The sequence below is a fragment of the Pseudomonas sp. S3_E10 genome, assembly GCF_054667615.1.
In genome coordinates, this window is sequence record NZ_CP162743.1 from 3033364 (window position 1) to 3047885 (window position 14522).

The 14522-nt window shown below is 61.2% G+C and carries 11 protein-coding genes; 8 read left to right on the forward strand and 3 right to left on the reverse strand.

The features are described 5' to 3' along the window. The first annotated feature begins 1 nt into the window (after nucleotide 1). Complete coding sequence (locus AB4N98_RS13740) at nucleotides 2-1897, forward strand: FTR1 family protein (protein WP_017530845.1); 1896 nt, start codon at nucleotides 2-4, stop codon at nucleotides 1895-1897. Continuing rightward, nucleotides 1898-2353 carry a YaiI/YqxD family protein gene (locus tag AB4N98_RS13745; RefSeq protein WP_017530846.1) on the forward strand — a complete coding sequence of 152 codons (456 nt, stop codon included), beginning with the start codon at nucleotides 1898-1900 and terminating at the stop codon, nucleotides 2351-2353. A 35-nt stretch (nucleotides 2354-2388) separates the two neighbouring features. On the opposite strand, the gene elbB is transcribed toward AB4N98_RS13745, so the two are convergent. Further along, nucleotides 2389-3054, reverse strand: a complete 666-nt coding sequence (gene elbB / locus AB4N98_RS13750) for an isoprenoid biosynthesis glyoxalase ElbB (RefSeq protein ID WP_017530847.1) — start codon at nucleotides 3052-3054, stop codon at nucleotides 2389-2391. A 116-nt stretch (nucleotides 3055-3170) separates the two neighbouring features. On the opposite strand from elbB, the gene AB4N98_RS13755 reads away from it, so the two are divergent. Continuing rightward, nucleotides 3171-4406, forward strand: coding sequence for a sterol desaturase family protein (locus AB4N98_RS13755; protein WP_017530848.1), 1236 nt, complete (start codon nucleotides 3171-3173; stop codon nucleotides 4404-4406). On the opposite strand, the gene AB4N98_RS13760 is transcribed toward AB4N98_RS13755, so the two are convergent. Next, entirely contained in the window at nucleotides 4387-5019 is a 633-nt protein-coding gene (locus AB4N98_RS13760) for a DedA family protein (RefSeq protein ID WP_017530849.1), read from the reverse strand. The genes AB4N98_RS13755 and AB4N98_RS13760 overlap by 20 nt on opposite strands. Before the next feature lie 207 nt (nucleotides 5020-5226). On the opposite strand from AB4N98_RS13760, the gene hemB reads away from it, so the two are divergent. Together hemB and ppk1 are read left to right on the forward strand one after the other, a co-directional pair. Continuing rightward, on the forward strand, nucleotides 5227-6240 hold the full coding sequence (gene hemB, locus AB4N98_RS13765) for a porphobilinogen synthase (RefSeq protein WP_068935507.1): 1014 nt from the start codon (nucleotides 5227-5229) through the stop codon (nucleotides 6238-6240). An 18-nt stretch (nucleotides 6241-6258) separates the two neighbouring features. Further along, nucleotides 6259-8481: a polyphosphate kinase 1 gene (gene ppk1 / locus AB4N98_RS13770; RefSeq protein WP_017530851.1), complete on the forward strand. Its 2223-nt coding sequence runs from the start codon at nucleotides 6259-6261 to the stop codon at nucleotides 8479-8481. A 77-nt stretch (nucleotides 8482-8558) separates the two neighbouring features. On the opposite strand, the gene ppx is transcribed toward ppk1, so the two are convergent. Then, nucleotides 8559-10061: an exopolyphosphatase gene (gene ppx, locus AB4N98_RS13775; RefSeq protein WP_017530852.1), complete on the reverse strand. Its 1503-nt coding sequence runs from the start codon at nucleotides 10059-10061 to the stop codon at nucleotides 8559-8561. Nucleotides 10062-10539: 478 nt separating this feature from the next. Between ppx and AB4N98_RS13780 the strand changes: the two genes are divergently transcribed. The 3 genes from AB4N98_RS13780 to AB4N98_RS13790 all read left to right on the forward strand — a co-directional run bounded on the left by AB4N98_RS13780 (nucleotide 10540) and on the right by AB4N98_RS13790 (nucleotide 14516). Continuing rightward, the gene (locus AB4N98_RS13780; protein ID WP_026067497.1) at nucleotides 10540-11196 is read left to right on the forward strand and encodes a DUF1120 domain-containing protein; all 657 of its coding nucleotides are present in this window, start codon (nucleotides 10540-10542) and stop codon (nucleotides 11194-11196) included. A gap of 172 nt (nucleotides 11197-11368) precedes the next feature. Then, the gene (locus AB4N98_RS13785; protein WP_241665003.1) at nucleotides 11369-12034 is read left to right on the forward strand and encodes a fimbria/pilus chaperone family protein; all 666 of its coding nucleotides are present in this window, start codon (nucleotides 11369-11371) and stop codon (nucleotides 12032-12034) included. Continuing rightward, the gene (locus tag AB4N98_RS13790) at nucleotides 12024-14516 is read left to right on the forward strand and encodes a fimbria/pilus outer membrane usher protein (protein WP_460148681.1); all 2493 of its coding nucleotides are present in this window, start codon (nucleotides 12024-12026) and stop codon (nucleotides 14514-14516) included. The genes AB4N98_RS13785 and AB4N98_RS13790 overlap by 11 nt, the downstream gene beginning before the upstream one ends. Nucleotides 14517-14522 lie beyond the last annotated feature (6 nt).

A 14522-nucleotide genomic window follows, 5' to 3' on the forward strand; every position in this document is an offset into this window, starting at 1 on the left:
CATGACTGCCCCCTTCCGTTTTCTCGTCTGGCTGTTGTTGCCGGCGTTGATGTCGTGCAGCGTCAACCTGTTGGCCGCAACTGCCGAGGGCGCCCCCCAGGCACTGCATTTGCTGGACTACATTGGTGCTGACTACCCGCCAACGGTGGAGGCGGGCAAGGTGGTGGATGATTCGGAATACCGCGAGCAGGTGGAGTTTCTCGGGGTATTACAGGGCCTGGTGGCGGACTTGCCGCAAAAACCCGAGCGTGCCGAGTTGGTAAAGGGCGTTGATGAATTGCTGGCGGCGGTCACCGCCCACCAGGACGGTGCGACCGTTGCCCGCCAGGCCCGTCAGTTGGGCGCCAAGCTGGCGGTGGCGTATGAGGTCAGCCAGGCCCCGGCCATCACGCCCGACCCCACGCGGGGTGCGCCGCTCTACGCCCAACAGTGTTCGGTATGCCACGGCACTACCGGTGCCGGTGATGGCCCGGCGGGCGTAGGCCTCACGCCGCCTCCCGCGAACCTGCACGATGCCGCACGCCTGGACCGCCTGAGCCTCTACGCGATCTACAACACGTTGGGCCTGGGTGTCGAAGGCACCGACATGCCGTCCTTCGCCGACCAGTTGGACGACCGCCAGCGCTGGGACCTGGCCACCTACATTGCCGGCTTCACGGCCGACCCCGCTGCGGCGAAAAGCGAGCAGCCCTTCAATCTCGCCGACTTGGCGCGCCAAACCCCCAACGAAGTGCTGGCCGCGCAGGGGCCCGATGCCGCTGCAACCTTCCGTGCCCAGCGTGCGCAACCGCCGCAGGTCAAGCGTGGCCCTGCGCAGTTGCTCGACTACACCGCGACGACGTTGGACAAGAGCCTCGCCGCGTTCCGTAACGGCGATCACGAGCAAGCCTACGACCTGTCCGTAGCGGCCTACCTGGAAGGCTTCGAGCTGGTGGAAAGCTCGTTGGACAACGTCGACGCCAACGTGCGCAAGGACACCGAGAAGGCCCTGATGGCCTACCGGCAGTCGTTGCAGGACGGCTTGCCGATCGAGCAGGTGCAGCAACGCCTGGACGTGGCCAAGGGCAAACTTACCGAGTCCGCCGGTTTGCTGGGCAGCGATGGCCTGAGCTGGTCGTTGAGTTATATCTCGGGCCTGCTGATCCTGCTGCGCGAAGGTCTGGAAGCGATTCTGGTGCTGGCGGCGATCCTGGCGTTCCTGCGTAACACCGGCCAGCAGTCGGCGGTGCGCAGCGTCAACGCGGGTTGGGGGTTGGCGCTGCTGGCCGGTTTGGCCACCTGGGCGTTGGCGGCCTATGTGATTGACGTGAGCGGCGCCCAGCGCGAACTGCTCGAAGGCTGCACCGCGCTGTTCGCCAGCGTCATGGTGCTGTGGCTCGGCGTATGGATGCACGACCGGCGTCACGCCGCCGCGTGGCAGGACTACATCAAAAGCAGCCTGGTCGGCGGCGGTGGGCGTTTTGGCTTTGCGCTGCTGGCGTTCTTCTCGGTGTATCGCGAGCTGTTCGAGGTGATCCTGTTCTACGAGACCCTGTGGCTGCAATCCGGCCCGGCCGGGCACAACGCGGTGCTGGCGGGTGGCGCCACCGCGCTGGTGCTGTTGGTGGGCCTGGCATGGATCATCCTGCGTGGTTCGGCGAAGCTGCCGCTGGCGTTGTTCTTCGGTATCAACGCTGCACTGCTGTGCGCGCTGTCGGTGGTGTTTGCCGGGCATGGCGTCAAGGCGCTGCAAGAAGCCGGCATCTTCGGCACACGGCCGGTGGCGTTCTTTGACTTCGATTGGCTGGGCATTCACGCCGATGCCTATTCGCTGAGTGCGCAGGCCGTGGCGATCCTGGCGATTGTGGTGTTGTATGGCCGCAGCCGCCTGGCGGAGAAACGCCGGGTGGTGGCGTAGGTGCGCGTATGGATCGATGCTGACGCCTGCCCTCGGGCAGCCAAGGACCAGGTGGTGAAATTCGCCCTCAAGCGCCAGTTCGAGGTGGTGCTGGTGGCCGGGCAGAGCCAGATCAAGCCGAGTTTTGCCTGCGTGAAGCTGATCGTGGTGCCCAGTGGCCCGGATGCAGCCGATGATTACTTGGTAGAACACGCCGTGCCGGGTGAGCTGGTGATCTGCAGCGATGTGCCGTTGGCCGACCGGCTGGTGAAGAAGGGCGTCACGGCCCTGGACCCTCGGGGCAAGGAGTTCAGCCCCGCGAACATGAGCGAGCGCCTGGCGGTGCGTAACCTGTTCACCGACCTGCGCGAGCAGGGCCGGATGGGCGGTGGCCCACCGCCCCATGGGGAGAAAGACAAACAGGCGTTCGCCAACTCGCTGGACCGCATCCTCACTCAATTGATGCGCCCGGCCTGAGCCCGCTCATTACCATTTAGTGCTCTGTCAGTTGATCAGTCGTTCTCGTGGGTCAGCTCCAGCACCCGATCCACCAGCTTGTTGATGCCCGACGCCACCTCACTGATGTTCTTGCCGAGCATATAAGCCGGCGTGCTCACCAGCTTGCGCGCCGTGTCTTCGACGATGTCTTCAACCGTGCATTCCTGGTGCGTGGCGCCCATCTTGTCCAAGGCGGCGGCGGTGTCGGGACAGTTGCCGATAGTGCAGGTCACGCCCGGGCCGTAGATTTTTGCGGCCAGGGCCGGCGCGATGCAGATCAGCCCCACGGGTTTGCCGGCTTCGGCAAAGGCTTCGGCCAGCGCCAATACCTGCGGATTAACGCTGCAACCGGCGCCTTCCCCGGCGAAATTCGACAGGTTCTTCGCCGCGCCAAACCCGCCGGGCACGATCAGTGCGTCGAACTGGGTGACGTCGGCCTCGCCGATGTTCTTCACGGCGCCGCGGGCGATGCGTGCCGACTCCACCAGTACATTGCGCGACTCGGGCATTTCTTCGCCGGTGAGGTGGTTGATGACGTGCAGTTGCGCAATATCCGGCGCAAAACATTCCACCTGAGCGCCGCGCTGGTCCAGGCGCAGCAGGGTGATTACGCTTTCATGGATCTCGGCACCGTCGTACACGCCGCAGCCGGAAAGGATCACTGCAATCTTTTTGCTCATGGGCATTTCTCCTGAGGTCTTGGCGCTAAATGTCTACTAATTTGTAACCTGTTGCCAATGGGATCTCGCGCGGCTGCACCTAATCTTGATGTAACAAAAATAGACCGGACCAGACCATGGACTTCGTGCCTTACGCGGTACCGTTTTTCATCGCCTTGATCGTGGTGGAGCTGCTCCTCGACCGCTGGCGGGGCCAGCGCAACTACCGGGTAGCGGACGCCATCAACAGTCTCAGTACCGGCGTGCTGTCCACCACCACCGGGTTGTTGACCAAGGGGGTAGGGCTGCTGACTTACGCATGTGCCCTTAAATACCTGGCTGTGGTTGAACTGCCTGCCCAACGTGCATGGACCTGGGTGTTTGCCTTTGTGTTCTATGACTTCTGCTACTACTGGCTGCACCGCATGGGCCACGAGCGCAATATTTTGTGGGCCGCGCATTCGGTGCATCACCAGAGCGAGGACTACAACCTCAGCACCGCCCTGCGCCAGACCAGTACCGGTTTCCTGCTGAGCTGGATTTTCTACCTGCCCCTGGCCGTATTGGGCGTGCCGTTGGTGGTATTTATCAGCGTGGCTTCGCTCAACCTGCTGTACCAATTCTGGGTACATACCCGCCACGTGCCCAAGCTCGGCTGGTTCGAGTGGTTCTTTGTCACACCGTCCAATCATCGGGCCCACCATGCACAGAACGCTCTCTACATGGATCGCAACTACGGCGGGGTGTTCATTCTTTGGGACCGGCTGTTCGGTACGTTCCAGGAAGAAGACGACAACGAACCGGTGATTTTCGGCGTGACCACGCCCTTGGCCAGTTGGAACCCGCTGTGGGCCAACCTGCAGTTTTACGCGCAGCTGTGGAGTGATGCGCGGCGCACCGAACGCTGGCGGGACAAGCTGCGCATCTGGTTTATGCCCACCGGCTGGCGCCCGGCCGATGTAAAGGCCAAATACCCGTTGGCCAAGCCGGACCTGAGCCAGTTCCGCAAATTCGACGTGCCGCTGGAGGCGCGCCAACAGGTGTATATCGCCCTGCAGTTTGCGGTGTATGTGGGGTTTGGAAGCTACTTGATGAATTTTGGCGAGGGGCTGCACAGCTCAGCGCTGGTCCTGGGCTGGAGTGTGATGGCACTGGGGCTCTTTACCCTGGGCGTGGCCCTGGAGAACCGGCCGTGGGCGTTGAAGGCCGAGTGGGCACGCCTGGCGCTGAATGTACCGCTGGTATGGCTGGCACCGCTGGTAGGGCTGTGGCCGGCCAGCCACTTGGGCTGGCTGGGTTTGTCGAGTTACAGCCTGCTCAGCGTGATCGGTCTTTACTGCTGCCGGGGCCGGGTTACTCGGCTGGCGTCTTAGGCGTTTGCACCGGGGCCGGTTCGGCGAGCTGGGCCTTGGCGTCGGCACAGGCCTGGCGGGCGATACGCGCGTTTTTGAAACGGCGGCGCAGCCACAGGCCGAAGCCCAGTAACAGCAAGGCTCCCAGTACCCACAGCTCGTATTTCTTGACGCTGCCGAGCATGCCTTCAAGGACCGCGCCAAAATGGTAGGCCGCAGCGCCCAGCGCGGCGGCCCAGATCGCGGCGCCGATGCCGTTGAGCACTAGATAGCGCAGCGGTGGGTAGCCGGAAAGGCCAATCGCCACCGGCATGACGGTGCGCAACCCGTACACAAAGCGGAAGCTCAGCACCCAGATATCCGGATGTTTGCGGATATGTTCCAGGGCCTTGTCGCCCATCAATTGCCAGCGCGGCTTGCGCGCCAACAGCTTGCGGCCATGCTTGCGGCCCATGTAGTACCAGAGCTGGTCGCCGGCGTAGCTGCCAAAGAAGGCAACGACCACCACCAGGTTGATATCCATGTAGCCACGGAATGCCAGGAAGCCTGCGAGAACCAAGATGGTTTCGCCTTCAAAGAAGGTGCCCAGGAAGAGGGCAAAGTAGCCGAAGTCATGCAGAAATTGTTGAAGCATGGTCTGGGTGCTGGCGAAATGAACGCGCAGCCTACGCCTTCGTGAACATTCATGAAAGTATCGAGATGTGTCACGAAGTGAACAATTCCTACATAAACGACGAATGCGACTACAGGTCGCATCGTTAAGCACAACTGTAATACCTTCGTCATAATGGCCGCTTATAACTGCAACGCTCGCCCGTAAAACCGGGCTCAGGAGTCTGTCGTGAGCTTTACCCCTGCCAATCGTCTGTTCCCTGCTACCCGGCTGCGTCGCAATCGTCGTGATGATTTTTCGCGCCGTCTGGTACGTGAAAACGTACTGACGACGAATGATCTGATCCTGCCGGTTTTCGTGCTCGATGGTGAGAATCGGCGCGAAGCCGTGGCGTCGATGCCGGGGGTGGAGCGTTTGACCATCGATTTGCTGCTTGAAGAAGCGGCGAACTGGGTCGAGCTGGGGATTCCGGCGTTGGCGCTGTTCCCGGTCACGCCTTCGGAACTCAAGTCCCTGGACGCTGCCGAAGCCTGGAACCCGCAGGGCATTGCGCAGCGCGCCACCCGTGCCTTGCGCGAGCGTTTCCCGCAACTGGGGGTGATCACCGACGTGGCGTTGGACCCGTTCACCACCCACGGCCAGGATGGCATTCTCGACGAAGACGGTTATGTGCAGAACGACATTACCGTCGATGCGCTGGTCAAACAGGCCCTGTCCCACGCTGCCGCGGGCGCCCAGGTGGTTGCACCGTCGGACATGATGGACGGCCGCGTCCAGGCGATTCGCGAAGCGCTGGAACTGGCCGGCCACGTCAATGTGCGAATCATGGCCTATTCAGCCAAGTACGCCAGCGCCTATTACGGCCCGTTCCGTGACGCGGTGGGCTCGGCCCTCAACCTGGGCCAGGCCAACAAAGCCTCCTACCAGATGGACCCGGCCAACAGCCATGAAGCCTTGCACGAAGTCGCGGCCGATCTGGCCGAAGGCGCCGACATGGTAATGGTCAAGCCGGGGATGCCCTACCTGGACATCCTTTGGCGGGTCAAAGACGAATTCAAGGTGCCGACCTTTGTCTATCAGGTCAGCGGCGAATACGCCATGCACATGGCTGCAATACAAAATGGATGGTTGAGTGAAGGGGTGATTCTTGAATCCCTGACGGCCTTTAAACGTGCCGGGGCCGATGGCATTCTGACTTACTTTGCCGCCCGCGCCGCCCAATTGCTTAGAGAGCAACAATAGCCCTCACAGGAACACTCGATGAATACCGAAGGACTCTCCGAAGTTGCAGTAAAAGACGCTCACCCGGTGATTGAACAAGTCGCCGAAACCCCACCGGAGCTGGAGCCTGCGCCGCCTGCCGCGGTGGCCGAGCCGCCCGTGCCGGCCCCGGTGGTCACGGTGACCAACCTGGATGACAGCAGCCTGTACATCCATCGCGAGCTGTCACAACTGCAATTCAACATCCGCGTGCTGGAGCAGGCGCTGGATGAGTCCTATCCGCTGCTGGAACGGCTGAAATTCCTGCTGATTTTCTCCAGCAACCTGGATGAGTTCTTCGAAATCCGCGTGGCCGGTCTCAAGAAGCAGATCACCTTTGCCCGTGAACAGGCCGGTGCCGATGGCTTGCAACCGCACCAGGCCCTGGCGCGCATCAGCGAGCTGGTGCACGGCCATGTAGACCGCCAATACGCAATTCTTAACGACATCCTGCTGCCGGAACTGGAAAAACATCAGGTTCGTTTTATCCGTCGCCGCCACTGGACCACCAAGATCAAGACCTGGGTGCGCCGTTATTTCCGCGACGAGATCGCGCCGATCATCACCCCCATCGGCCTCGACCCAACGCACCCGTTCCCGTTGCTGGTGAACAAGAGCCTCAACTTCATTGTGGAATTGGAAGGTATCGACGCCTTCGGTCGCGATTCCGGCCTGGCGATCATCCCGGCGCCGCGCTTGTTGCCACGGATCATCAAGGTACCGGAAGAGGTAGGGGGGGCTGGCGACAACTATGTATTCCTGTCGTCAATGATCCACGCCCATGCCGATGACCTGTTCCAAGGCATGAAGGTCAAGGGCTGCTACCAGTTCCGCCTGACCCGTAACGCCGACCTGGCGCTGGACTCCGAAGACGTCGAAGACTTGGCCCGCGCCCTGCGCGGCGAGCTGTTCTCGCGGCGCTACGGCGATGCGGTGCGCCTGGAAGTGGCTGACACCTGCCCTAAACACCTGTCGGACTACCTGCTCAAGCAGTTCAACCTGGGCGAGACCGAGCTGTACCAGGTCAATGGCCCGGTGAACCTGACGCGCCTGTTCAGCATCACCGGGCTGGACAGCCACCCGGAGCTGCAATACACGCCGTTCACCCCGCAGATCCCGAAACTGCTGCAAAACAGCGAGAACATTTTCAGCGTGGTGAGCAAGCAGGACATTCTGCTGCTGCACCCGTTCGAGTCCTTCACCCCAGTGGTCGACCTGCTGCGCCAGGCCGCCAAGGACCCGCACGTTCTGGCCGTGCGCCAAACCCTGTACCGCTCCGGCGCCAACTCGGAAATCGTCGATGCGCTGGTGGACGCCGCGCGTAACGGCAAGGAAGTCACTGCGGTGATCGAGCTGCGTGCGCGGTTCGACGAAGAGTCCAACCTGCAACTGGCCAGCCGCCTGCAAGCGGCCGGTGCGGTGGTGATCTACGGCGTGGTCGGCTTCAAGACCCACGCCAAGATGATGCTGATCCTACGCCGCGAAGCCGGTGAGATCGTGCGTTACGCGCACTTGGGCACCGGCAACTATCACGCCGGCAACGCCAAGCTCTACACCGACTACAGCCTGCTGACCTCCGACGACGCCTTGTGTGAAGACGTCGGCAAGCTGTTCAGCCAGTTGATCGGCATGGGCAAGACCTTGCGCATGAAGAAACTGCTGCACGCGCCGTTCACCCTCAAGAAGGGCATGCTCGACATGATTGCCCGCGAGACCCAGTTTGCCCTTGAGGGCAAGCCGGCGCACATCATCGCCAAGTTCAACTCGCTGACCGATCCGAAGATCATCCGCGCGCTGTACAAGGCCAGCCAATCCGGCGTGCGTATCGACCTGGTGGTGCGCGGCATGTGCTGCCTGCGTCCAGGCATCGTTGGCGTGTCGCACAATATTCACGTGCGTTCGATCATCGGCCGCTTCCTGGAGCACACCCGGGTGTTCTACTTCCTCAACGGCGGCGAAGAGCAGATGTTCCTCTCCAGTGCTGACTGGATGGAACGCAACCTCGATAAGCGCGTGGAGACGTGTTTCCCGGTAGAAGGCAAGAAGCTGATCATGCGGGTCAAGAAGGAGCTGGAAAGTTACCTCACCGATAACACCCACAGCTGGAGCCTGCAGTCGGACGGCCGCTACGTGCGCAACACGCCGACCGGCAACCAGAACCCCCGCAGCGCCCAGGCGACGTTGCTGGAGAAACTGGGTAGCCCGATTCTGGCGGTGAACTAAGCCCAGACACGGTCTGGAACATGTGGGAGGGAGCAACCCCCCTCTCACATGTGGTTTACGGTGTTGTTTGGATCGAGTCAGCGCACGTTCAGCGTGAACCCCACCCGCGTCAGCCATTCCGCTTCCTGGGCGAAGTCCGCCTGGGTCAGCTGGTTTTCATCCAGCCAGCCTTTGGGGAACATCACATCCAGGCTGTCGCCATCGGCGCGCAGTTTGACCTGGGGCATTTCCTGGGTGCCACGGATGTGGTGGAACAGGATCGCAAAGCGCAGCAGCGCGCACAGGCGAATCAGCTTGATGCCTTCATCACCGAACTCAGCGAATTTGTCCTTGGGGATATTGCGACGGTGGCCGCGCACCAGCAGCGCGAGCATCTGTTGGTCTTCCCGGGAGAAACCGGCCAGGTCGGAGTGCTCGATCAGGTAGGCGCCGTGCTTGTGGTAATGGTAGTGGGCGATATCCAGGCCCACTTCATGCACCTTGGCGGCCCAGCCCAGCAGTTCGCGCCATACGCCGTCTTCCAGGTCCCAGTCCGCGGCCACCTGATCGAAGGCGTGCAGGGCTTTGCGCTCCACGCGCATCGCTTGCTCCAGGTCGACGTGATAACGCTCCATCAGCGAGCTGAGGGTGCGCTCACGCACGTCTTCGTGGTGATGGCGGCCGAGCAGGTCGTAAAGCACCCCTTCACGCAGTGCGCCGTCACAGTGGTCCATGCGTTGCAATTCGAGGGCGTCGAAGATCGCCTCGAGAATCGCCAGGCCGGCCGGGAAAATGGTACGACGGTCGGGCTTTATACCGTCGAAGTCGATTTTCTCGGCATCGCCCAGCTTGAATAGCTTGCGTTTGAGCCAGGCCAAGCCTTCGGCGTTGACCTCGCCGGTGCCGTGGCCGCCGGCCTTGAGTGCCAGGCCAATGGCGCGAATGGTGCCGGACGAGCCGATGGCTTCATCCCAGGTCAGGCGGTGCAGGGCGTGCTCGATGCTCATGATCTCCAGCCGTGCCGCCGTGTAGGCCTGGGCATAGCGCGCCGGGGTGATCTTGCCGTCCTTGAAATAGCGTTGGGTGTAACTGACGCAACCCATCTGCAGGCTTTCGCGCAGCAGCGGTTCGAAGCGCTGGCCGATGATGAACTCGGTACTGCCGCCGCCGATGTCCGCCACCAGGCGCTTGCCGGGGGTATCGGCCAGGGTGTGGGATACGCCGAGGTAGATCAGGCGCGCTTCTTCGCGGCCGGAGATGACTTCTACCGGGTGCCCGAGGATTTCTTCGGCGCGGCGGATGAATTCGCCACGGTTGCGCGCTTCACGCAGGGCGTTGGTACCGACAATGCGCACGGCGCCCAGGGGCATGCCGTTGATCAACTGGGCAAACCGCTTGAGGCAATCGAGCCCGCGCTGCATCGACTCTTCATTGAGCTGGCGTGCGTCGTCGATCCCGGCGGCCAACTGCACTTTTTCGCCGAGCCGCTCAAGGATGCGGATCTCACCGTTCTGGGCCTTGGCCACGACCATGTGAAAGCTGTTGGAGCCCAGGTCTATGGCGGCGATCAGGGACAGATTCTTGGCTTGGGATTGCGGCATGGTTTGGGGGTCTCGGTCGATAACCTGACCATCGTGCCACGATCGACCGCTGGAGCCAACGCGTTGTGCTGGGTGAATCATCTTATCGGTGTCTGTGCGTAGGATTTGCCAGGGGTGTAGGGCGAGTTACTTTGGAAGTAGTGAATGGTTTCCAGAGTAAGTAAGGGATAATGAAAGTGTAGTGCTTATAATGCGCTGTTCGACTTTCCCTACGCGTGCGCCGATTTTTTATTTGAAATATTTCATTCTGGGCTACGTGAGCGCTCATTGAGGCGTACAACGATTTTTCCCCGTTCTGACGATAATCAAGGGGCTTTCTTGTTTTTTGTGAATCACTAAAAGGTGAGACTGCGCCACGGCAATGATGCCGTGGTGTTATTTGTTTGTGGCTTTTTACGTCAGGGATCGTGTCTTGGGGAAGCGGAGCTTCCGGCCCTTAATAAATAGTGCCTGTTAATTTTCTAATAACGGGTAAAGCATGAAAAAAGTATTTGGTTTGGCAATGGGTCTTACGTGTCTGGTCGCCAGTGTGGGCGCTTATGCCACGACCACCCCGACCGGTAATCTGATCGTTAAAGGTACGATCTCGCCCGCTGCTTGCAATATCAGCATCGGCGCCGGCGGGATCATCGACTACGGCACTATCCGGGCCGCGGAATTGTCTTCGACGAACTTCAACCCGCGTGAAGAGCGCACCACTGCGCTGTCGGTCAATTGCGGCCATACCCCTGCAAGGTTTGGCCTGACCGTCACTGACCTGCGGGCCGGCACCAAGGTCGCGGGTATATTGGGCGCCGGTTACACCGAGGCCCAGAACTATGGCCTGGGCGCACCGGGCGGCAGGCGTACCGGCGGTTACTCGGTGACCCTCAGGAACCTGAGCTCCGGCGCTGTGGCGCTCGCCCCGATCGTGCGCTCGAGCACTGCCTCCGGCTGGTTCGCCGGCGACGGCAAGGTCTCCCAGGCGCCGAGCCAGCATTCCTGGCGCAGCGGCAGCGTTATCGCACCTGCTGCGATCTCCCAACTCAACGGTGTTATTGCGGTACGGGCGGTGATCAATCGCGCCAGCGCTTTGGACCTTACCGGCAATGTGGCGCTGGATGGTCACGCCACGCTGGTATTGAATTACATCTAAGCGCGTGAATAACAGTCGACAGTAACTTCGGTAGTCAAGGAACTTCTGGTGTGCTGTCGGCTGTTTTTAATGTGTTCAAAAACTGAGTGCCTCATTGTTTGTTTATTAATGTTCCAGGGAGAACTCGGTGAGCAGTTTTTCAAGAGTAGTTTCTTGCCTGTCGTTTTCTGTGATGTTGCTGTTGCAGGGTTCAGTAAGTGCCGATGGCATGCTGCCTGAAACAACGGTCGTGATTCTTTATGAGGACGATGGCGAGGCCACTATCAATATCAAGAACACGGACTCCGGGCCGGCGTTGTTGCACTCCGTTATTGAAAATGTGCCCGAAGATCCTGAACCCCTATTGATTGTTACCCCGCCCATCGCTCGCGTAGAGGCTGGAGACACGCAACTGGTACGGTTTATCAGCACCTTGAAGACGCCGCTCAAGACCCAGCGTCTGAAACGTGTTTCGTTTGAGGGCATTCCCCAGGCGCGTGCCGCTGGCGGTGCGACCATTGGTATCACCTTGCGCCAGAATCTGCCGTTGATTTTGCACCCCGCAGGCTTGCCTCGGCATCAGGCGCCGTGGGAGCTGCTCAAGTGGAAGCGCCAGGATGATCGCTTGAGCGTGCATAACGACAGTGCCTATGTGGTGCGGCTGGGGTTGGAGGTGCAACTGAACCCGTTGAACCAGACGGGTTTGCTGCCGCGCAGCTATATCCTGCCCGGTGAAGTGCTGGTGCTCCAGACCGAAGGCGCGCTGTCCAAGGTTTCCTCGGTGCTACTGCAGCCGGCCACGTTGTTCGGCTTTGCGGTCGATCACTACCAGGCGGATGTGCTGGGCCATGAAGGTTAAGGGGGCGCTGACCGGTGTGAAGGTGCGCCACCCAGGGTTGTTCATGGGGTTGGCGACGCTGTGGGCAGCCCCAGGTTTCGCTTCGGCGGTTGAGCTGGGAGAAGGGTTTGATCTTGCGGCCTTGGCCAGCTACGGCATCGACCCGAAGGTCTCGGACTACTTTCGCAGCGCGGCGCGTTTTCGCGAGGGTGCGCAGGTGGTGGGGCTGCGGGTCAACGGTAACCCTCTGGGGTTGGTCGAGGCGCGTTTCGACTATCAGGGGCAGCTGTGTTTCACGCCGGGCCTATTGGAAAAAGCCGGTTTGAAAGTGCCCTCGGCCATCGTGCAGTCGGGTATCTCGGCCGAGCAGGCGTGTCACGATTTTGTCGGTGAGTTCCCGACCACCCTCATCAGGTTGCAGCCGAGCAGTGAAGAGGTGGCTTTGATCGTGCCCACGCACTCCCTGCGTGAGCCTGAATGGCAGGCGGGGAGCTTTGCCGACGGCGGTGGGGCGGCCTTGCTCAACTACGATGTGCTGGGGTTTGATGCGCGCTCAGACAGTGGCCACAGCCGTTTTGTCTCGGCTTACACGGAGGCGGGGTTCAACCTGGGCAACTGGGTGGTGCGCAGCCGGCAATTCTCTATCTCCGATAACGGTAAAAGCCGCACCCACCATGTGCAGGCTTACGCCCAGCGTGATGTGGCCGCCTTGCGGTCGACGTTCCAGGTGGGGCAGATTTCCACCAGAAGCCCTGTGTTCGGTGGGGTTCAGTTGTCCGGCCTGCAGCTGTTTCCCGACGGTATCTCTCGCATGGGTGCCGATAAAGGGGTTGTAGTGGAGGGTTTGGCCCACAGCCAGGCCCGTGTAGAGGTGCGCCAGTCCGGAGCGCTTATCCATACCACCCTGGTACCTGAAGGCCCGTTTAGTCTGACAGGCCTGCCGTTGCTCAACGGCACCAGTGACCTTGAAGTCAGTGTGATCGGTACAAGCGGCGGCACGCGCAGTTTCGTGGTGCCGGCGGCGTCTTTTGGCGCGGCTGTCGCCATCACCCCGGGTTTTGACTTCGCCCTTGGCCGGGTGCGAGAACAACAGGTCGGTGGCAAGGAGCCGCCAGTCGTTGCCATGGGCAGCGGCACCTGGGGCCTGGGCAGGCAGTCATCCGTGGGTTTTGGCCTGTTGAGCACGGATGAATATCAGTCGGCCGGTGGCACCTTGAGCAGTGTGTTTTTCCAGCGGGTTACCGTCGCCGCCCGGCATACCTTGTCGCGCGATCGCGAGGGCGGTGTTGAGGGCAGTCGTAGTGCGCTGTCCTTGAGCAGCCCGCTGGCGGCCAAGGTTGACATGAGCCTGAGCGCGACGACCCAGACCCAGGGTTATCGCGATGTGATCGAGGCTGGCCGATCCCTGAAAAAAGACGATCTGCAGACGCGCTTCCAGCATCAATACACTGCGGGATTCAACTGGGCTGACCCGGTCATGGGCGCCTTTTCGGTCAGTTATTCGCGCAGTTCACAGTTTGACGGCCAGGTTGCCGAACATGTCTTCGCCTCATGGGCCAAGGGCTTCAGGCAGGTCGATGTGGCCCTGATCGCCGATTCTCAGGTGGGCGCCTCGCGTCGACGCAAGCCCGCAGGCCGGGCACGCAGCGCGAGTGATGAGGTGTCACCGCAGGGGCTGTCCTTGCGCCTGCAAGTCACGATTCCCCTTGGCGACGATCGCCGCCTCACGACCTACGCCAGCCGCCGCAATGGGCGGGCTGATAGCGGGGCGGCGTTGTCCGAACGGGTCAACGACTACGTGAACTATGAAGTGGGCGTGGAGCGAGACGTGCGGGATCGTCAGCAAGCGGTCCGCGCCAACCTGGACGTAATGCCGCGTTACACCCGGGTGGGACTGGGGATGAATCGCACCCCCACGAGCACCAGCTACAGTGGGCAACTGCAGGGCGCGGTGGTGGCTCACGAGCGCGGCCTGACCTTTTCTCCCTACGCGGTTCAGGACACCTTCGGTGTGCTTTCGGTGGGTGATGTGTCGGCGGCCAAGGTCTCAACGCCGCAAGGCCCGGTGTGGACCGACTACCGTGGGCACGCGGTGATTCCTGGCTTGCCGGCCTACACCACCAGCCATCTGGAAGTGCAGACCCAATCCCTGCCCAAGCGGGTCGACCTCAAGAACGGCACCAAAATCCTCGCGGTCGGGCGCGGTTCATTCAATACCGTTGATTTCCCGGTGGTGAATGTTCGCCGGGTATTGCTTGAGGTCCAGGATGAACACGGCCGGCCATTGCCTCAGGGCGCCTCGGTGTTGGGGCCGGACAACAGGTTCCTGACCAGTGTGGTGGGGGATGGCCTGATTTTTCTGAACGATATGGATGACGGGCAAACCCTCAGCGTTTCGCTGCCGAACGCCTCTCGCCCCTGTGTGCTGCAACTGAACCTAACGTCGCAACCCCAAAAGGACACGCTTTATGAAACGGCTTCGGCGGTCTGTCGTGCGCAGTAACGCGGT